This is a genomic window from Marilutibacter maris (assembly GCF_006546735.2).
GTDB classification, from domain to species: Bacteria; Pseudomonadota; Gammaproteobacteria; order Xanthomonadales; family Xanthomonadaceae; genus Marilutibacter; species Marilutibacter maris.
Genome location: NZ_VICD02000150.1, coordinates 1 through 17,564 on the forward strand (window position 1 = coordinate 1; position 17,564 = coordinate 17,564).

The following is a 17,564-nucleotide window of genomic DNA, read 5'->3' on the forward strand; positions in this document are numbered from 1 at the left end:
CGTCCCCAGTCGCTCCAGTCGCCCGAGGCCGGCAGTGCCGCGGGCGCGGCGGCGTCGCCCGTCTCCGTGGCGGGCACCGATGGGGGCCTCGGTTCGGGGGGGATCGGTTCCGGCATCACCGGCACGATCCCGACCAGCGGCCGGTGGACCAGACGGTCGAGCCGCTCGGCCACCGCGTAGCCGCTGCTGGAGGACATGCCGGTCCAGTGGTAGAGCCCGGCCAGGCGGTTGGCGTCCTGGTTGTCGAAGGCCAGGCCCATCTCGAACACCAGCTCGTCGACGCTGCGCATGCAGCGGGGCCGGTAGGAGCCCGGTCGTCCGAGACCGGTGGCGGCGGTGTGCGGACGCCTGGAGACGCTTCCCAGGTCCTCGCAGCGGCGGTCGGTGAACACGCTGGTGCCGTCGGCCGCGGTGCAGCGCCGGATCTGCGCGTGGGCGGGCTCCGGAGTCAGCAGCGGCACGCCGCCAAGCAGCAGCGCGGCCAGTATCCGCAACACCGCCGAGGGCGGGTGGCGCAGGACGGGCGGGCGGAGCGAGGGCATCCGCGCAGCCTAACCCCGGCGGGAAGGCGCGGACAGTGCACCGGTCGGATCGATGCCGGCCCGCTGGGGCGCGGTTCAGGCCAGTCGATCGATCACGCTCTGGGTCGGCTTGGCGAGGTTGAGGGTGTAGAAATGCAGCGACGGCGCGCCGCCGTCGATCAGGCGCTGGCACAGCTGCGCGACCACGTCCGCGCCGAACGCGCGCACGCTGGCGGCGTCGTCGCCGTAGGCCAGCATCCGCTGCGCGATCCAGCGCGGAATCTCGGCGCCGCACATGTCGGAGAAGCGGCGGATCTGGCTGAAGTTGGAGATCGGCATGATGCCCGGCACGATCGGGATGTCGATGCCCGCCGCGCGGGCGTCGTCGACGAAGCGGAAGTAGGCGTCGGCGTTGTAGAAATACTGGGTGATCGCGCCGTCGGCGCCGGCCTCGACCTTGCGCTTGAAGTGGCCCAGGTCGGCATGGGCGTCGCGTGCCTGCGGGTGCATCTCGGGATAGGCGGCGACCTCGATATGGAAATGGTCGCCGGTCTCGGCGCGGATGAACTCGACCAGCTCGTTGGCGTAGCGCAGGTCGCCGGGACTGACCATGCCCGAGGGCAGGTCGCCGCGCAGGGTGACCAGGCGGCGCGCGCCCATCGCCTTGTACAGCTTCAGCAGCCCGCGGATTTCCTGGCGCGAGCCGCCCATGCAGGTGATGTGCGGCGCGGCGCTGTAGCCATGCTCGCCGGCCAGGCGCTGGATCGCTTCCGGCGTGTGGCTGAGGGTGGAGCCGCCGGCCCCGAAGGTCACGCTGACGTATTCGGGCGCATGCGCCTTGAGCCTGGCCGCGGTGCGGTCGAGCTGGCTGCGCTGCTCGTCGGTCTTGGGCGGATAGAACTCGAAGCTGATCGGCGTCATCGCGGTGTCTTGGGCCTGGTCGGCGGACATCATATCGCTTTATCGCGATGAAAGGAATTATGAAGCGCGCGGGGCGGTCCGGGTGGGGCTGTCGCCGCGATCGCGGACAATGGGGCCCGCTTCCAACACCGACCGGCCCGCCGCATGTCCATCGTTCTCACCCCTTTCGCCACCGCCCGGCTGTTTCCGAAGGAGCGCCGGCGCAACACCATCCGCGACTGCACGCCGGAGCAGTTCGAACGGCATCTCAATGCCCACGCGCCGCTGAAGGTGCTCGACGGCTATGCGCCGTTCTGCAAGCTGCACGTGCACCGCAACTGGACTTCGACCCGTTGCCTGACCGTGCCGATCAGCGACGACAACCGCCACCTGCTGCGCAGCGCCTACGAGGCGCGCACCCGGGACGAGCTGCCGGTGCTGGTGCGCTGGTTCGAAGGCGTCGAGGCGCCGGTCGCGGACTACCTGGTGGTGATCCTCTACAGCGCGGCGCAACTGGCGAAGGAGGGCGCGCCGATCGACGGCGAATGGGGCGTGGTCGGCTGCCTGTACACCGCCGAGCCGGAAGAGATCCCGATGGCGCCGATCACGATGATGCGCAACGCGCTGGGGGTGGAGGAAGGCGGCTCGGGGGTGCCGCTGGACCGCGACGCCTACCGCCGCGCGGTCGAGTTCTGGGACAACAATGCGAACTGGCGGCCGTAGCCGCGGCCGGTCAGGCGGAGGAGAACGGCATGTTTTCACGACTCATCGGCTGGTTGTTCAGTCGCGAGCGCGGGCACTACGACGGCGATGACGGCGGGGCGGGTGTCGAAGTCGGAGACGCCGATCCCGCGCTGTCGGCCGACCCCGCGTTCCGGCCGGCCAGGGGCTGGATACGGGTCGGAAACGGCGGCATCGGCGATATCGAAGCCGCGATCGTCGACTACGGCGGCCTCACCCGGGCTGCCCGCCCCGGCATCTTCAGCGTCGAACTGCATCCCCAGGGCGATGGCGCCGTGGCGGTGCTGTTTCCGGACGGCTTCCCGGCCTACGACCTGGCCAACATGACCGGCTGGCTCGGCGCGCCTCCGCAGCAGCCGGATGTCCACGATGCGGTCTGCTGGCTGGAGTCTCCCGGCGATGGCGTCCGCTATCGCCTGGAGCCGGAACTGGACAACGATCGCGGCGACACTCTGGTCGGCGCCAGCGCCGACGGGCGCTCGGTCCGGGTCTATCTTCCCGAGACCGGCGTCGGCGAGATATCGCAGCGCCGCGAATACGTGCAGGAGCCCGAACTGGAGCTCTCGCCGCGGCCGGTGACGATCGGACTCGTGCTCGACACCGATACCGGCTTCGGCAATCCGGACTTCCTGGTCGAGAGTCCGCTGGACCAGGACTGGGGCGAGTGACGGCGCTCAGCCCTCGCCCGTGCCGGCCCCCTTCACTAGTGCCATCCCAAGGCTGTCCGGCGCGGTCAGTGCGAAGCCGAACTGCCGGTAGAGCCGGAATGCCTGGCCGTCGGCGAGCAGGCTGACGTAGGCCGATTCGGGCACCTCGCGCTCGATGTATCCGGCGATCTCGCGCATCACCGCCTTGCCCAGGCCGCGGCCCTGGTGCTCGGGCAGCACCGCGATATCGACGACCTGGTAGAAGCAGCCGCCGTCGCCGATCACCCGGCCCATCGCCACGGTCCGGCCATCGCACAGCACCTGCACCGCGAACAGCGAGTTGGGGAGGCCGGCCTCGGCGGCGGCATGGGTCTTCGGGCCGATCCCGGTTGCCTGTCGCAGGTGCCGGTAGGTGTCGATCGCGGGGGTCTCGTGGACGACGGTGTACGGTGTTGCGGTCACGGGTTTCGGGCTCCGGAGCGCCCGCATCGGCAGATGCGGGCAAGGACGAGGGATGTCCGGATGGTTGTCGCCATCGCCGCCGGCGTCAATGTCGTGCCGCCCATGTCGCCCACCTGCCGGTGCGATCGGGTACGGCGACACGGGGCGGCGGGCACGCCGCGGTCAATACTCGAAGTCGAGCTTGAGCCAGGCGGTGCGCCCGGGCTCGTTGATGCGGACCGGATCGGCCGGAAAGCCGAAGTCGGTGCTGCCGGCGAGGTTGAGGTGCTCGCTGTAGTTGCGGTCGAACAGGTTGTCGACACCGGCGGTGAGGCGCAGGCGCTCGCCGAAGCGGTAGCCACCGTTGACCGCCAGGGTGGCGAAGCCGGCGCTGGGACCGAGGTCGCGTCCGACCACGTTGCCCTGGTTCCCGGCGACGCGGTCCTGTCCGGCCACCGCGCGCAGCAACAGCCCGACGTTCCAGCGCCGGTTGTCGTAGCCGGCGCTCAGCCGCGCGTCCAGTGGCGGCATCTGCGGCAACGCCTGTCCGCTGCTGCGATTCTCGCCCCAGGCATGGGCGAGGGTGGCGCCGAGCTTCCAGTGCGGGTCCGCCCGGAACTCGATGCCGGCCTCGGCGCCGCGTATCCGCGCATCGACGTTGGACACCGAGGACGCCGTGCCCATCATGCCGCCGCTGCGATAGGTGAACAGGATGTAGTCGTCGATGCGGCCGGCGTAGGCGGATACCCAGGCGTCGATGCGTTGGCTGTGGAACCTGGCGCCGATATCGACCTGGGTGGTGCGCTCGGGCTCGATCCCGGCGAAGGCGTTGGCCGCGCCCGTCGGGCCCATGTCGGCGGAGAACAGCTCCCAGTAGTCGGGCATGCGCCGGGTATGGCCGATGCCGGCGTACCAGCTCAACGGCGTCGTCGTCGCCGCCTGCTCGAAGCGCAGGAAACCCGACGGCAAGGTTTCCCTGCGGATGCGATCGGCGGTGGGGTTGGGCATCCCCATCATCCCGGTGGTGGCGCGCTTGTCGGTCGTCCCGGCGCGGTCGACGCGCGCGCCGGCGATCCACTTGCCGCCCCCGCGGCCCTCGCGGGACAGCTCGCCGAACACGCCGAGATTGGAGGTCGTGGCGTCGGTCGTCCACGGCAATGCGCGATAGGCGCCGCGGCCCATCGCGCTGCGTTCGCGGTGGCGGCTGTCCTGCGCGTCCATGCCGGCGTCCAGCGACCACTGAGACCATCGCCAGTCGAACGCGACCCGGCCGCCGTAGGTGCGGCGGTCGACGTTCGACGCCATGGGCATCGGCATCGGTCCGGCCGGGTTGGGGTCGCGCAGGCTGTAGTTGTCCATCACGTGATCGGCCCGGTTGTGGAATACCGTCGCCTCCATCGACTTCAACACGCCTTCCAGCCCGTCACGCTCGAAGCGCAGCGCATGGCTCTCGCGCCTGAACCGCGACCCGTCCATGCCGCGGCCGGCATAGCGGGCCTCGCCGTCGCCGCGGCCGGCGGACAGCTCCAGCCGGGTGTGCGCGTCGGGCGTCCATCCCAGCGCGACATCCAGGTTCCACTTCTTCCACGAGGACGGCACCGTGTTGCCGTCGCCATCCTCGTAGTCGTCGGATTCGGAGCGGTTGCCGTTGATCCGCGCATAGCCCGTCGGGTTGCCTGCTTCCAGATCGACGACCTGGTCGTTGCGCCCGAACGCGCCGCCAAGCAGGCGGCCGCTGGCGCGCACGCCGGGCGCGTCGAAGCGCTCGACGCTGCGCTCGAAACGCACCGTGCCGGCCGAGGCACCGGGCCCCCACAGCGCCGTTTGCGGCCCCTTGACCACGATCAGGCGGTCGTAGGTTTCCGGCGAGACGTAGGACAGCGGGTTGTCCATGCGGGCCGGGCAGGCGCCGGGCATGCTGCCGTCGTTGGTAAGCAGGTTCAGGCGCGATCCGAACATGCCGCGCAGGACCGGGTCTCCATTGCTGCCGCCGTTGCGCAGCGCGGTGAAGCCGGGAATGGTCTTGAGGTAATCGGCACCGTCGCTGGCGGGCACAGGTTGGCGCGGAATCTTCGGATCGGTGCTCCAGGTCAACGGCGAGTCGGGCGCCTCGGCGGTGACGACGACCGCGTCCAGCGTCGACGGGGAATCGGCGTCGCCGTCAGGCGTGGCGGCGACAGCGGAAGGGGACAGGCACAGCGCGGCCAAAACGGCCACGGACAGGCGCGACGAACGCATCGCCGCGCGGAGGGAGATCGACATGTGGGCTCCAAGGCACAAGCGCGCGGCACCGAGACCGCGCAGGAAAAGATGGCTTGTGGATCAGAGCGTCAGTGGCGGTGCCTGGGCGCCGAGGCCGCGCATGTTGCGCAGCGCTCGCGGCAACGACCGGTAGTGTCGTCGCAACAGAGGCGGCGGCGGGCAGTACGCCAGCAGGCAGAACAGCAACAGGAGCAGGGGCAGCGGCGTGCCCAGCGTGCAGTAGCCGCAGGCGTCGACGATCCCGCCGTCGTGGTTACCGCTGTCGTGATCCCCGGCGTTGCGGTCGTCCTGTCCGGTGCGCGCGTCAGCGACGATGGACGAGATGTCGACCCACCGAAGACCGCTGCTGGTGCACATCTCGACCAGTGTCGGCATCCCGGATGCCGCGTTGCCGGCGACCGCCAGGACCCGGCTGGCCGTCGGCATCAACGACATCAGCAGCACCGCCGCCAGGGCGAGCCAGCTCACGCGTCTGAAGAGGGCCGGAGATCGGATCACCGCGCAATTCTAGCCATGTCGCGCCATGCGTCCGGCGACCCGGAAAGGGCTTGAGCGCACAAGCGACCGATTGTCGCAGTCGGGGTGTCGATGCCGGATTCGACGCAACCATTGGATGGACGACGAGTCCGCGCCTGGTTGCGGGCGCGGTGTCCGATGCGTGGAGCGGGTCGCCTCAGGTGCCGGGCAGGGAAGGCGTCCGGACCGTGCGGTTGGCGATGAGAACGACCCGGCAACCGTCAGGCCATTCGATGCGATAGCGGATTTCCGTCGTCGGGTCGTGGTGGTCGTATCGGTGGCAGGCCGCGTCATCGCTGAAGTCCCGGAACCAGCACAGATAGTCCACCAGATAGAAGCCGAGTCTGGAGCGGGCGTCGATGCCGAGAAAGCCTTCCACGAAGGCACAGAACTCGCGGCTCCAGTTCTCTATGGGAACGCGCTGATGATTGTCCGTCATACAGTCGTCGTCGCAGGCGACCGCGTCCGCAAAGGTGACGCTCAGGCCGACCAGTTCGGTGTCGGTGGTCAGTGTGCGTGCGACCGCGTCGAGATATCCGCCAAGGAAGTCGCTGTGGCGTGGGATGGAGAACGCTTCGGTCATGTTCGATGGTGCTGATGCGGCCGGGCTGTGGCTAGAGGTTGATGGCTGGCGGGTGTTCGCTGGGTTCCAGAGGACGGTAAAAGAAGCGTCGGCTTGAACGAATTGTTGGAACTGCAGTCGATGACTACTTCTTACGTCTGATTTCTTCAATGATGACACCTGCTAAAGCTCCGCCAGCGCCAAACACGACGAACAACGGAACTCCAATGGCGCCGCCAAGTGCAGCGATGCCAGCGCCTTGACCAGATAGCGTTAGTGCAGCGGCAGCGGCGCTCATAGCCATCTTGGCAGGAAGGCTTCTCTCTTCCCAGCCGACGCGCTTCATCTCTCGCCACACAACGTTGAGGATTGGCGCAAGTACCTTCTTGTCGATGGATGCGGCGATTGCGCGCTTGGATTTCTCAAACGCAGAAAAATTGCTTGCTCTTATATCCAGCATCTTCTGTGCCCAGAATCGAAGGGCATCAAGATCCTCAGGCTTCGTTGCTGTGACGATAGCCCTTCCGATGTCTTTGACATGGCTACGCTTTCCGGTCATGAGCATGCCCCTGATGCCTAATGCAGTTCTAACGCCTCAGTTGAGCCGCGCCGCGAAGCGGCTTCGGCTTAAATGAATTGTTTGCGCGCATCAGTAGTCATCTCCAGAACAAAGCGCTGCTCGGAGTACTACGCCGGAGGGGCTTGGGGTCACCACAATCTCTACCTCCTTGTCGGCGCTGAACATTGGTAGTTCTGCCATGGCCGGCAAGTTGTATATCAGGATTTCGCCCTTTTGGCCGGAGAGGGGAAGGACGTGCGTAGGCAGCCCCATGACGGCAATGATCTGCTCATATGACTGACCTGGATGGAGAGTCTCACAGCGTTCTCTATCCAGGTTGCCTGCCGAATACCGACTGCAGCCGCTGAGCATGGCGGCGATGGCTGTAATTGCGGCAACTAACTGAAAGTTGGTCATGCGCCTTAATGCCAAGCAAACCCAGAAATGGGGTGATATCGAATATTCAGTCAGGTGGTTGACCGTCGTCAACTGCTCTCGTTCCGTTGCAGCGCCATGTCTTGCGCTGGGTATCGATGACGCATTTGCTGATGAGACGGGCGGAAATTACCGCGAATGTGGGGCGATATCTGGATGGACCCCGGAGATGATTTGATATCGCTTGTCAGGGAAAGCCAATGGCTTTCCCAGCCCCGATACAACCGCAGGCGCCCGGCCGGCACGGTTTCATTTGGCGTCGCGGCGATGGGTTGCGGGGGACGGCCGTGTTGGCCGGCTCCCCAAAAAACAAAACGGGCGCCCCGAGGCGCCCGTTTCGCGTACAGCCCTGTCGGCGAGGCCGATCAGTAGCGGTAGTGCTCCGGCTTGAACGGGCCGTCGACCGGCACACCGAGGTACTCGGCCTGGTCCTTGCTGAGCCGGGTCAGCTTGACGCCGATCTTCTCCAGGTGCAGACGGGCGACCTCTTCGTCGAGCTTCTTCGGCAGCAGGTAGACCTTGTTGTCGTAGAAGTCCTTGTTCGCCCACAGGTCGATCTGGGCCAGGGTCTGGTTGGCGAAGGAGTTGCTCATCACGAAGCTGGGGTGGCCGGTGGCGCAGCCCAGGTTCACCAGCCGGCCCTCGGCCAGCAGGAAGATGCTGTTGCCACCGTCGAAGGTGAACTTGTCGACCTGCGGCTTGATGTTGGTCTTGACCGCGCCGGAGGCGTACAGCGCATCGACCTGGATCTCGTTGTCGAAGTGGCCGATGTTGCAGACGATCGCCTGGTCCTTCATCGCCCGCATGTGCTCGAGGCGGATGATGTCCTTGTTGCCGGTGGTGGTGACGTAGATGTCGCCGGTGCCGAGGGTGTCCTCGACGGTCTTGACCTCGAAGCCCTCCATCGCCGCCTGCAGTGCGCAGATAGGGTCGATCTCGGTGACGACCACGCGGGCGCCGTAGGCGCGCAGCGAGTGCGCGCAGCCCTTGCCGACGTCGCCGTAGCCGCAGACCACCGCGACCTTGCCGGCCAGCATCACGTCCATCGCGCGCTTGAGGCCGTCGGCCAGCGACTCGCGGCAGCCGTACAGGTTGTCGAACTTGCTCTTGGTGACCGAGTCGTTGACGTTGATCGCCGGCACCAGCAGCTTGCCGTCCTGGGCCAGCTGGTAGAGGCGGTGGACGCCGGTGGTGGTCTCCTCGGAGACGCCCTTCCAGCCCTCGACCACGGTGGTCCAGAAGCCCGGGCGCTCCTTGGCGACGCGCTTGAGCAGGTCCTTGATCACCTTCTCTTCGTGGCTGCCGGCGGGCGCGTTCACCCAGCTCTCGTCGCCCTGTTCCAGCTCGTAGCCCTTGTGGATCAGCAGGGTCACGTCGCCGCCGTCGTCGACGACCAGCTGCGGGCCGAGGAAGCCGCCCTTGCCGTCGGGGAAGCTCAGCGCCGACAGGGTGCAGTCCCAGTACTCCTCAAGGCTCTCGCCCTTCCACGCGAACACCGGGGTGCCGCTGGCGGCGATCGCGGCGGCGGCGTGGTCCTGGGTGCTGAAGATGTTGCACGAGGCCCAGCGCACGTCGCCGCCGATGTCCTTCAGCGTCTCGATCAGCACCGCGGTCTGGATTGTCATGTGCAGCGAGCCGGTCACGCGCACGCCCTTGAGCGGCGCCTGCGCGGCATGCTTGCGACGGATCGACATCAGGCCCGGCATCTCGTGCTCGGCGATGTCGATTTCCTTGCGGCCCCAGTCGGCCAGCGAGATGTCGGCGATCTTGTAGTCGCCATCCTGGGAGAAGGTCTTGGGTACAGCGTTCATGATGGACTCCGGTTCTGTGCGCCCCGGCGGTCGCGTGGACCTTCGCGGGACGCGGGTTCTCAGACCGGGCGCCGTTGTTGCATGGGCTGCCTCGCCGAGCCTGGCCGTGCCCGCATCGCGCGGCAATGCGCTTGGGGACGGTCGCAGCGCCCCTCGGCGGGAGCGGAGGCAGATTCTAACGCCTTTCCCGCCGCATCATGGCAACCTGAGGTTGCTACAATTCAGCAATTGTGGACGCGGCCGTACCCGTTCAGGCGCGGCGGTGTCGACCGGACGAAATGGAATGAAGGGGAATCTCATGGAACGAAACAGCGACACCGGCAACCGTGCGAACCAGGCCCAGACCCATGTCATCGGCGAGGGCGACGCGCTGGCCGACCTCGCCGAGCGCTACGGCGTGACCATCCAGATGCTCGATGCCGCCAACCCGGAGCAGCAGCTTTCGGTGCGCCGGCTGGTGGAAGGGCAGGAGCTGCAGATCCCCGCATCGCCGATGAGCGTGACCGCGGCGATCGGCGAGCAGGAACTGAAGCAGGGCTCGGGCAGCAGCGTGTCGGTCGAGGCCAAGAGCGGCGGCACCGCGGCATCGTTCGAGTGGAAGCCGGGCGAAGGCAGCGTCAAGGGCGCGGTGCAGAATTCGGTGTCCGATCCGTTGTTGGGCACGCTGGGCGCCGGCGGCAGCCTGGAGACCAACGTCAAGCGCGTCGAGGGCGAGCCGCCCGCCGCCGGTCCGGTCAGAGGGGTCAGCAGCGACAACGGCACGACCACCGTGAGCGTCGAACACGAACTCACCGCGCTGTCGGTCAAGCGCGAAGTGGAGAGCGGTGCGGTTGCGGTGGAAGTGGCGGGCAGCGTCGGACAGACGCTCAAGTACGAGGTGACCCTGCCCGGTGCGGACGCCGATCCCGCCGCCGCCGCCCGGATCAATCCCTTCGATCCGACGACGCTTCCGGACGGTGCCTCGGTCACGCTCAACCAGGCGGACTTTGCCCAGCACTCCATGGAAGCCACGTTCCGGCAGATCGCCATCAGCAGCCAGCTGAAGGAGAGCGAGGGCGCCAGCTATTCGATCACCCGCGAAGGCGATACGGTGAACGTGGTGATGGGCCCGAGCGAGGCGGTGGAGGCGTTCAACGCCGTCGGCTTGAAGACCGACATCGCGACCGCGATGCTGGGGCGCAAGGACGCCCTGGAGTCGGCCACCCTGCAGACCGCGCGATTCGACCTGGCCTCGCCCGACGGCCAGGCGGCGTTCGCGCACTTCGTCGGCACCGGCGAGGTCGCCTCGCAGACCCCGGGCGTCAGCGAGGTCGCGACGATCGAACGCACCGATTTCAACTCGCAGACCCGCATGCAACTGGGGCTGGGGTCTGAGCAGGCGCGGGTGCAGGCCGATCTGGCCGGACCTGAAAACAGCGGTCAGTTCGTCACCACCACCTATGCCGACGGCTCCTTCGCCCGCACCAGCGCACTGCAGTACAGCGACAACGTGCCGCTGCAGGTGGTGCAGCGCTTCGATGCCGACGGCAACGAGCTCGGCGGGATGCGCGCCTACCGCTTCACGATCGATACCGACCGCCCCGAGTACGGCATGTTCGACCGGTTCATGGGGCACAACGAGCAGGCCGAAGAGCGCAACATGGCCGGCAATCTGAACGTCGCGATCACCGGCGCGCAGAGTGGCGAGGGGCCGATCAAGCCCGGCGACAAGGTCGTCATCGAGTTCAACGAGGCGCAGATGCAGGCCTTCATGGGCCAGGTGCGCGCGGCCTCGCCGGACGACCGCCGCTGGATGGAACAGCGCGAGGCGGACGGGCAGGCGGTCGGCAGCATGGAGTTCGCGATATCGATGGCCCGGCATGTCGGCAGCGGCTCGTACGCGTTCACGGAGAACCTCCACCGCTACGCTCAGGGCGCCGATGGCGATATCGCCAACGATCGCGTCGACCGGATCGATGCGACGGTGAGTAAGGCCTCGGGCGAGGTGCTGTCGGGCACGCAATGGCAGCGCGCCGGACAGCAGCCGCCGGAACTGGGCACGTTGCCGCGCGACGCCGGCAGCGACCGGATGTTCGATCACCTGTACCAGGGGTTGCAGCGTGGCGATGCGGCGGCCGACATGGCGATCCGCGACGTCGGCGCTTCCGATCATGCGCGGGCGATGTTCACCCAGGCCGGCATGCAGGTGGAGGCGCAACTGCGGGCGGCGACCGAGCAGCAGCACAACGAACAGCAGGAACGGCAACGCAACGAACAGCAAGGCCAGCAACAGGAGGCCCTGCAGCGCTAGGGTCGGCGGGAGCCGTGCGTCGATGGTCGTGGCGACGGGTACAGCGTCGCCGCGGCTCGCGCGTCGTGCTCCGGCCCGGCCCGCCGCGGGACGGAGAATGATGTGTGAATGATGCGAATCTGAAGGAAACCGTGGTCCGCGCCGCCGAGCTGCTGGACCTGTTCAAGCGCCAGAGCGAAGAAGCCGGTCGCGCCAACCGCGACAATGCCGCGCGCCTGCAACGCACGGTCGAGGAGGCGCCGCAGCAGATCCGCAAGGCTGCCGACGAGGCACTGGCCCGTGTCCCGGGCGAGGTCGCGCAGGCGGTGCGTGGCGGGGTCGGCGGCTCCCTGGCCGAACTCGAGCGGGCGGCCGCGGCGAGCGGCAAGCGCATCGATGCGGCGGGGCAGGGGATCGCCCGGCTGGCGAATCAGGCGGCGACGGTGGAGAAGCGTCTGCTGACGATCACGGTCGCGGTGGGGCTGGTGCTGTTGCTGGCGGCCGCGGTCGCCGCCGGCGGGCTGTGGTATCTGCAGCGCGAGATCTCGCGCAACCAGGTCGAGCTGGAGCTGCTGCGCGCCTACAACCGCGCCGATGTCGTCCTCTGCCAGGACGGCCGCCTGTGCGCGCGACTGGAGCAGGATGGCACGGGCGGAGACGGCGAGTACCGCGTCGTCGCGCCCCGCCGCTGACGGGAGGTTGCGAAGCCGCTGGCGCGGCACGCCCCGCCTGCCGGTTTCGTATGCGTGTCGCCGCCGTGCGTCGTTGCCGGAGACGGGGACGATCCGGTCCGATGCCGGGTTCGCGGGTTCGCGGGTTCGCGGGATCCTGGGCCTGGGCCCGGAATGACGACGGGCCGCGTGAGGGCGGCCCGTCGGTATGCCTGGAACAGGCGCCGGATTACAGCTTGGCGGCCTTGCGCAGCTCCTCGGCCTTGTCGGTCTTCTCCCAGGAGAAGGCGGTCGCGGTGTGCTTGTTGCCGTCGATGTCGAGGTAGCTGACTTCCTTGGGCTTGCGGCCGAAGTGGCCGTAGGCCGCGGTCTGCTGGTAGATCGGGTGGATCAGGTCGAGCATCTTGACGATGCCGTACGGGCGCAGGTCGAAGTGCTTGCGGATCAGCTTCTCGATCTTGTCGTCGCTGATGCGGCCGGTGCCGAAGGTGGTGACCGAGATCGAGGTCGGCTCGGCCACGCCGATCGCGTAGCTGACCTGCACTTCGCACTTGTCGGCCAGGCCGGCGGCGACCACGTTCTTGGCGACGTAGCGCGCGGCATAGGCGGCCGAGCGGTCGACCTTGGACGGGTCCTTGCCGGAGAACGCGCCGCCGCCGTGGCGGGCCATGCCGCCGTAGGTGTCGACGATGATCTTGCGGCCGGTCAGGCCGCAGTCGCCGACCGGGCCGCCGATCACGAAGATGCCGGTCGGGTTGATGTGGATCTTGTTCTTCGGCAGCGACTCGAACCACTTCTTCGGCAGCACCGGCTTGAGGATGTGCTCGCGCACCGCCTCGACCAGGTCCTTCTGCTTGATGCCCGGGTCGTGCTGGGTCGACAGCACCACCGCGTCGAGGCCGACGATCTCGTTGTTGTTGTCGTAGCGCAGGGTGACCTGACTCTTGGCGTCCGGGCGCAGCCACGGCAGCTTGCCGTTCTTGCGCACCTTGGACTGCTGCTCGACCAGGCGATGGCTGTAGTAGATCGGCGCGGGCATGAACTCCGGCGCCTCGTTGCAGGCGTAGCCGAACATCAGACCCTGGTCGCCGGCGCCCTGTTCCTCGGGCTTCTTGGCCTTCCTGCGGGTGCCGTCGACGCCGGCGGCGATGTCGGGCGACTGCTTGCCGAGCATGTTGATGATCGCGCAGGTGTGGCCATCGAAGCCGACGTTGGAGTTGTCGTAGCCGATCTTGTTGATGACCTTGCGGGTCAGCTCCTCGATGTCCACCCACGCGGTGGTGGTGACCTCGCCGGCGACGATCGCCGCACCGGTCTTCACCAGCGTCTCGCAGGCGACGCGGGCGCGCTTGTCCTGCGCCAGGATCGCGTCGAGGACGGCGTCGGAGATCTGGTCGGCGATCTTGTCCGGATGGCCCTCGGACACGGATTCGGAGGTGAACAGGTAGCTGGACATCGAGGCAATATCCTTTGATTCGAATGAAAGGATGGCCGCGCATCATACAGAACTGCGGGCCATGCTGCATTGTGCACTTTCGAGGTGTTGCCCGGGGTTAAGCGGCGTGACCGTGGTCGATCCGGCGCCATGCCGGGGAGCGGGGCCGGCCCGGGCGGGAGCGTGTCACCGCTCTGTCTTGCCGCCGACATGCGACTGTCGCCGCCGGGCGTCAATCTTCGCGCCGACAGTCATCGGCTGCCGCCGCCAACGCGCCAACGCATGGGCAAGATCGAACAGCGCCTGCAACAACGCTTCCCGCACTGGTTCAACGGGCGTCGCGCCCGTCTCTCCCGCCCGCTGCTGCGTACCCTCGGTCGCTGGTCGCGGTTGCACGAGGTCGACCGGTTCCTGGAGGCCAACGCCCACCTGCGCGGGTTCGGCTTCGTGTCGGCGGCGCTGGACTACCTGGGGACCCGCTACGGCGTCGATCCGGCCGAGCGTGCGCGGATCCCGGCCCGCGGCCGGCTGCTGGTGGTCGCCAATCATCCCTCCGGCGCGCTCGACGCGCTGGCGTTGCTGGACCTGGTCGGCAGCGTGCGCAAGGACGTGCGGATCGTCGCCAACGACCTGCTGTCGGTGATCGACGGCCTCGGCGAGCTGCTGCTGCCGGTGCGGATCCTCGGCGGCCGCCCGAGCGTGGAGAGCCTGCACGCGATCGAGGCCGCGCTGGAGGCCGAACAGTGCGTGATCGTGTTCCCGGCCGGCGAGGTCGCCCGGCTGGGCCTGCGCGGGGTCACCGACGGACGCTGGCGCCGCGGCTTCCTGCGCTTCGCGCGCGCCACCGAGGCGCCGGTGCTGCCGATCCGGGTCGAGGCGCGCAACTCGGCGTTCTTCTACGGCGCCTCGGCGCTGTTCAAGCCGGTCGGGACGGCCCTGCTCGCGCGCGAGATGTTCGCCCGCCGCGCGCGCCGGGTGGTGCTGCGGGTGGGGCGCCTGCTGGACCTGCCGGACGACGCCGAACCCAGCGTGCTGTTGCGCCAGGTGCGCCGCGAGCTGCATGCGATCGGTACCCGTCGCGAATCCTACGACCCGCTGCCGGCGGATGCCGCGATACCCCTGATCCGGCCGATCGCGGCGGCCCAGGTCGCCGCCGGCATCGCCGGGATGCGGCTGCTGGGAATGACCACCGATGGCAAGGAAATCCGGGTCGGCCGGTTGCCGACCGGAGCGCCGCTGCTGCGCGAGATCGGCCGCCTGCGCGAGATGACCTTCCGCGCGGTCGGCGAGGGCACCGGGCGCCGGCTCGATGTCGACGAGTATGACGGCTGGTACGAGCACATCGTGCTGTGGGACGCGGCGGCGGAGAAGATCGCCGGCGCCTACCGGATCGCCCGCGGCTCGGCGGTCCTGCCCGAGCGCGGCACCGCCGGCCTGTATACCGCGTCGCTGTTCCAGTACGCCGGGGAGACCCTGCCGCGCCTGCACGAGGGGATGGAGCTGGGGCGCAGCTTCGTGGTGCCGGAATACTGGGGCAGTCGCAGCATCGACTACCTGTGGCAGGGCATCGGTGCGTACCTCGCCTGCCACCCGCGGGTGCGCTACCTGTTCGGGCCGGTCTCGATCAGCGCCGCGCTGCCGGTCGAGGCGCGCGAGCAGATCGTCGCCTACTACGCCCGCTACTACGGCGGCGAGGCCGGGCAGGCGGTGTCCAACCGCCCGTTCGCCTACCGCGCCGCACCGCCGGACTTCGATCCGACCCTGGACGCGGCGACCGCGTTCCGGGTGCTGCGCGACAACCTCGACGCGCTCGGGGCCGCGCTGCCGATGCTCTACAAGCAGTACACCGACCTGTGCGAGCCGGGCGGGGCCCGCTTTCTCGCCTTCGGCGTCGACCCGGACTTCAGCGACTCGGTCGACGGCCTGATCGAGGTCGACCTGCAGATGCTGCGCCCGAAGAAGCGGGCGCGATACCTGGGCTGCGCCATCGGCGAGGCGCGAGCCGGGGCAAGCGATCATCCGCGAGAGAGGGGGGCCTGCGCATGAGCACTCCGGCAACTGCTTCGACGACCACCACCGTGACGCAGTTGCCGCAGAGGCGACGCGCCGTATTCATCTCCGACGTCCACCTGGGCTCCAAGCACTGCCACGCGAACCAGCTGGCGGACTTCCTGCAGGCGCTGCGCTGCGATCGCCTGTACCTGGTCGGCGACATCGTCGACCTGTGGTGGATGGCGCAGCGGCGCGCGCGCTGGGGCAATGCGCACAATCGGGTGATCGAGGCGCTGCACGCGTTGCGTCGCGACGGCACCGAGCTGATCTACGTGCCCGGCAACCACGACCGCCCGATCCGGCGTTTCTGCGGACTGGCGCTGCCGCGCATGCAGGTGCGCCGGCGCACCATCCACACCACCGCCGACGGCCGCCGCCTGCTGGTCACCCACGGCGACGACTACGACGCGCAGACCCACTTCGGCAGCCTGCAGGAGAAGCTCGGCGACTGGCTGTACTACCGCATCCTCAGCGGCAACCAGTTGTTCAATCACCTGCGCCGCGCGTTGGGGATGCGCTACTGGTCGTTGTCGGAATTCCTCAAGCGCCAGAGCGGTGCGGCCGAACGTTACATCGCCCGCTTCGTCCAGGCCGGCCTCGACGACGCCTCACGCCGCGGCCTGGACGGCATCGTCTGCGGCCATATCCACCGTGCCGCGCTGTTCGAACGCGACGGCCGCGTCTACGCCAACGACGGCGACTGGGTCGAGAGCCTGAGCGCGCTGGCCGAGGACCCGGACGGCAGCCTGCGCCTGCTGTCGCACAACGGCGAAACCCTGGCGTTGTTGCCGGCACGAACGTCGCATTCCTCGTTGCCGCAGACGCTGCCCGACGCCGCCTGAGCGGCGCCGGCGCAGGCTTCAGGCGTCGTCGCGGTACAGCGCGCCAAGCTCGCGCAGCAGCAGCGCGTACTCCGCCTCCAGTCCGGCGCTGTCGCATACGGTCTGCGACAGTTCGGCGAGGATCAGCTCGCGCAGGCGCCGGTGCATCCGCGCCAGCTGCGTCGCGACGCCGTCCACGTCGGTGCCGAGCCGGGCCGCGGCGACCAGACGGTGGGCGAGGGCGTCCGCGACCGGCTCGCCGCCGTTGCCGTAGACCGGGACCAGCAGGCCGATCAGGGTTTCATGGAGCCTCTCGCGTCCCTCGGCGCGGTACTCGCGCTCCAGCGCACGCCCGGCATTGCGCAGCACGGCCAGTGCCCACGCGTGGTCGAACGCAGCGGTCGGGGAGGCGCGGGTGCTCGGGGCGGCGCCGCGATCGTCCAGGAACCGCGCCAGCGCGTCCCGCAGGAACGGGCGGAAGCGATCGGGTACGCAGGCCGCGACGCCGGCCGCGCCCGGAGCGAGCAGCCAGGCGAAGAAGTCCCGGGCCAGATCCCCGGCCTCGTCGTCGCCGCAGCCCAGCCCGCGCAGATGGCCCAGCACCGTGCAGCGGTAGTCCTGGCAGATCGCGACCAGGGCCGTGCGCACCTGGCGGGGATGGCCGCCGCCGTTGACGACCAGGCTCCAGCGGCTGCTTGCGAATCCGGACACACGGGTCTCCACGGTCGGGCGCCGCCGGCCGCCGCGTGCGCGGTGATCGGAAAGCGTGCGGTGAAGGCCCCCTGTACCTGATGCAGAACGCATCGAGGGGCCGGTTGGCGGCCATCGACGCGGCCGCAACGGCGCGCGGGTATCGGCAGGCATCGCGGCGGGGCCGCGCGGACGGCCGACAACCGGTAGCATCCGCGCATGGATTCACTC

The 17,564-nt window shown here is 68.5% G+C and carries 17 protein-coding genes and 1 riboswitch; of the genes, 6 read left to right on the plus strand and 11 right to left on the minus strand.

The features are described from left to right. Both FKV24_RS09365 and metF read right to left on the minus strand, forming a co-directional pair. Positions 1–542 (minus strand): hypothetical protein (locus FKV24_RS09365; RefSeq protein WP_141482191.1); only part of this gene is annotated, 542 nt, incomplete at its 3' end. 75 nt (positions 543–617) lie between these two features. Then, positions 618–1,475, minus strand: coding sequence for a methylenetetrahydrofolate reductase [NAD(P)H] (gene metF, locus FKV24_RS09370; protein ID WP_283016207.1), 858 nt, complete (start codon positions 1,473–1,475; stop codon positions 618–620). Between the two features lie 111 nt (positions 1,476–1,586). Here metF and FKV24_RS09375 point away from each other — a divergent pair, with 111 nt between their 5' ends. Continuing rightward, positions 1,587–2,144, plus strand: coding sequence for a DUF3228 family protein (locus tag FKV24_RS09375; protein ID WP_141482192.1), 558 nt, complete (start codon positions 1,587–1,589; stop codon positions 2,142–2,144). A 29-nt stretch (positions 2,145–2,173) separates the two neighbouring features. Next, positions 2,174–2,830, plus strand: a complete 657-nt coding sequence (locus FKV24_RS09380; protein ID WP_141482193.1) for a hypothetical protein — start codon at positions 2,174–2,176, stop codon at positions 2,828–2,830. A gap of 6 nt (positions 2,831–2,836) precedes the next feature. On the opposite strand, the gene FKV24_RS09385 is transcribed toward FKV24_RS09380, so the two are convergent. From FKV24_RS09385 to ahcY, 7 genes are all read right to left on the minus strand, one after another. After that, on the minus strand, positions 2,837–3,271 hold the full coding sequence (locus FKV24_RS09385) for a GNAT family N-acetyltransferase (protein ID WP_211371834.1): 435 nt from the start codon (positions 3,269–3,271) through the stop codon (positions 2,837–2,839). Positions 3,272–3,433: 162 nt separating this feature from the next. Then, positions 3,434–5,512: a TonB-dependent copper receptor gene (locus tag FKV24_RS09390; RefSeq protein ID WP_141482194.1), complete on the minus strand. Its 2,079-nt coding sequence runs from the start codon at positions 5,510–5,512 to the stop codon at positions 3,434–3,436. Between the two features lie 60 nt (positions 5,513–5,572). Then, the gene (locus FKV24_RS09395; RefSeq protein ID WP_141482195.1) at positions 5,573–5,980 is read right to left on the minus strand and encodes a DUF2946 family protein; all 408 of its coding nucleotides are present in this window, start codon (positions 5,978–5,980) and stop codon (positions 5,573–5,575) included. A 205-nt stretch (positions 5,981–6,185) separates the two neighbouring features. Then, on the minus strand, positions 6,186–6,611 hold the full coding sequence (locus tag FKV24_RS09400) for a hypothetical protein (protein WP_141482196.1): 426 nt from the start codon (positions 6,609–6,611) through the stop codon (positions 6,186–6,188). A gap of 124 nt (positions 6,612–6,735) precedes the next feature. Then, positions 6,736–7,155 (minus strand): hypothetical protein, encoded by a 420-nt coding sequence (locus FKV24_RS09405; protein ID WP_141482197.1) that lies wholly within the window; start codon positions 7,153–7,155, stop codon positions 6,736–6,738. A gap of 84 nt (positions 7,156–7,239) precedes the next feature. Then, positions 7,240–7,638: a hypothetical protein gene (locus FKV24_RS09410; RefSeq protein ID WP_141482198.1), complete on the minus strand. Its 399-nt coding sequence runs from the start codon at positions 7,636–7,638 to the stop codon at positions 7,240–7,242. A 311-nt stretch (positions 7,639–7,949) separates the two neighbouring features. Continuing rightward, a complete protein-coding gene (ahcY, locus tag FKV24_RS09415; protein WP_141482199.1) occupies positions 7,950–9,395 on the minus strand; it encodes an adenosylhomocysteinase in 1,446 nt (481 codons plus the stop codon). 59 nt (positions 9,396–9,454) lie between these two features. Then, a riboswitch (S-adenosyl-L-homocysteine riboswitch) is annotated at positions 9,455–9,556 on the minus strand. Positions 9,557–9,693: 137 nt separating this feature from the next. Here ahcY and FKV24_RS09420 point away from each other — a divergent pair. Then, positions 9,694–11,685: a LysM peptidoglycan-binding domain-containing protein gene (locus tag FKV24_RS09420; protein ID WP_170288266.1), complete on the plus strand. Its 1,992-nt coding sequence runs from the start codon at positions 9,694–9,696 to the stop codon at positions 11,683–11,685. Positions 11,686–11,789: 104 nt separating this feature from the next. After that, positions 11,790–12,356, plus strand: coding sequence for a hypothetical protein (locus FKV24_RS09425; protein WP_111267334.1), 567 nt, complete (start codon positions 11,790–11,792; stop codon positions 12,354–12,356). A 208-nt stretch (positions 12,357–12,564) separates the two neighbouring features. Here FKV24_RS09425 and metK read toward each other — a convergent pair whose 3' ends face one another. Continuing rightward, positions 12,565–13,791 (minus strand): methionine adenosyltransferase, encoded by a 1,227-nt coding sequence (gene metK, locus FKV24_RS09430; RefSeq protein ID WP_111267333.1) that lies wholly within the window; start codon positions 13,789–13,791, stop codon positions 12,565–12,567. 261 nt (positions 13,792–14,052) lie between these two features. On the opposite strand from metK, the gene olsF reads away from it, so the two are divergent. Next, a complete protein-coding gene (olsF, locus tag FKV24_RS09435; protein ID WP_170288267.1) occupies positions 14,053–15,816 on the plus strand; it encodes a bifunctional ornithine lipid synthase OlsF in 1,764 nt (587 codons plus the stop codon). After that, on the plus strand, positions 15,813–16,664 hold the full coding sequence (locus tag FKV24_RS09440; protein ID WP_141482201.1) for a UDP-2,3-diacylglucosamine diphosphatase: 852 nt from the start codon (positions 15,813–15,815) through the stop codon (positions 16,662–16,664). The genes olsF and FKV24_RS09440 overlap by 4 nt, the downstream gene beginning before the upstream one ends. An 18-nt stretch (positions 16,665–16,682) precedes the next feature. Here the strand turns inward: FKV24_RS09440 and FKV24_RS09445 are convergent, their stop codons facing one another. Further along, on the minus strand, positions 16,683–17,354 hold the full coding sequence (locus FKV24_RS09445; RefSeq protein ID WP_141482202.1) for a hypothetical protein: 672 nt from the start codon (positions 17,352–17,354) through the stop codon (positions 16,683–16,685). Positions 17,355–17,564 lie beyond the last annotated feature (210 nt).

Coding starts and splice junctions, on each gene's coding strand:
- metF (WP_283016207.1), bottom strand. CDS start 1,475: ATGATGTCCGCCGACCAGGCCCAAGACACCGCGATGACGCCGATCAGC.
- FKV24_RS09375 (WP_141482192.1), top strand. CDS start 1,587: ATGTCCATCGTTCTCACCCCTTTCGCCACCGCCCGGCTGTTTCCGAAG.
- FKV24_RS09380 (WP_141482193.1), top strand. CDS start 2,174: ATGTTTTCACGACTCATCGGCTGGTTGTTCAGTCGCGAGCGCGGGCAC.
- FKV24_RS09390 (WP_141482194.1), bottom strand. CDS start 5,512: ATGTCGATCTCCCTCCGCGCGGCGATGCGTTCGTCGCGCCTGTCCGTG.
- FKV24_RS09400 (WP_141482196.1), bottom strand. CDS start 6,611: ATGACCGAAGCGTTCTCCATCCCACGCCACAGCGACTTCCTTGGCGGA.
- FKV24_RS09405 (WP_141482197.1), bottom strand. CDS start 7,155: ATGCTCATGACCGGAAAGCGTAGCCATGTCAAAGACATCGGAAGGGCT.
- ahcY (WP_141482199.1), bottom strand. CDS start 9,395: ATGAACGCTGTACCCAAGACCTTCTCCCAGGATGGCGACTACAAGATC.
- FKV24_RS09420 (WP_170288266.1), top strand. CDS start 9,694: ATGGAACGAAACAGCGACACCGGCAACCGTGCGAACCAGGCCCAGACC.
- metK (WP_111267333.1), bottom strand. CDS start 13,791: ATGTCCAGCTACCTGTTCACCTCCGAATCCGTGTCCGAGGGCCATCCG.
- olsF (WP_170288267.1), top strand. CDS start 14,053: ATGGGCAAGATCGAACAGCGCCTGCAACAACGCTTCCCGCACTGGTTC.
- FKV24_RS09440 (WP_141482201.1), top strand. CDS start 15,813: ATGAGCACTCCGGCAACTGCTTCGACGACCACCACCGTGACGCAGTTG.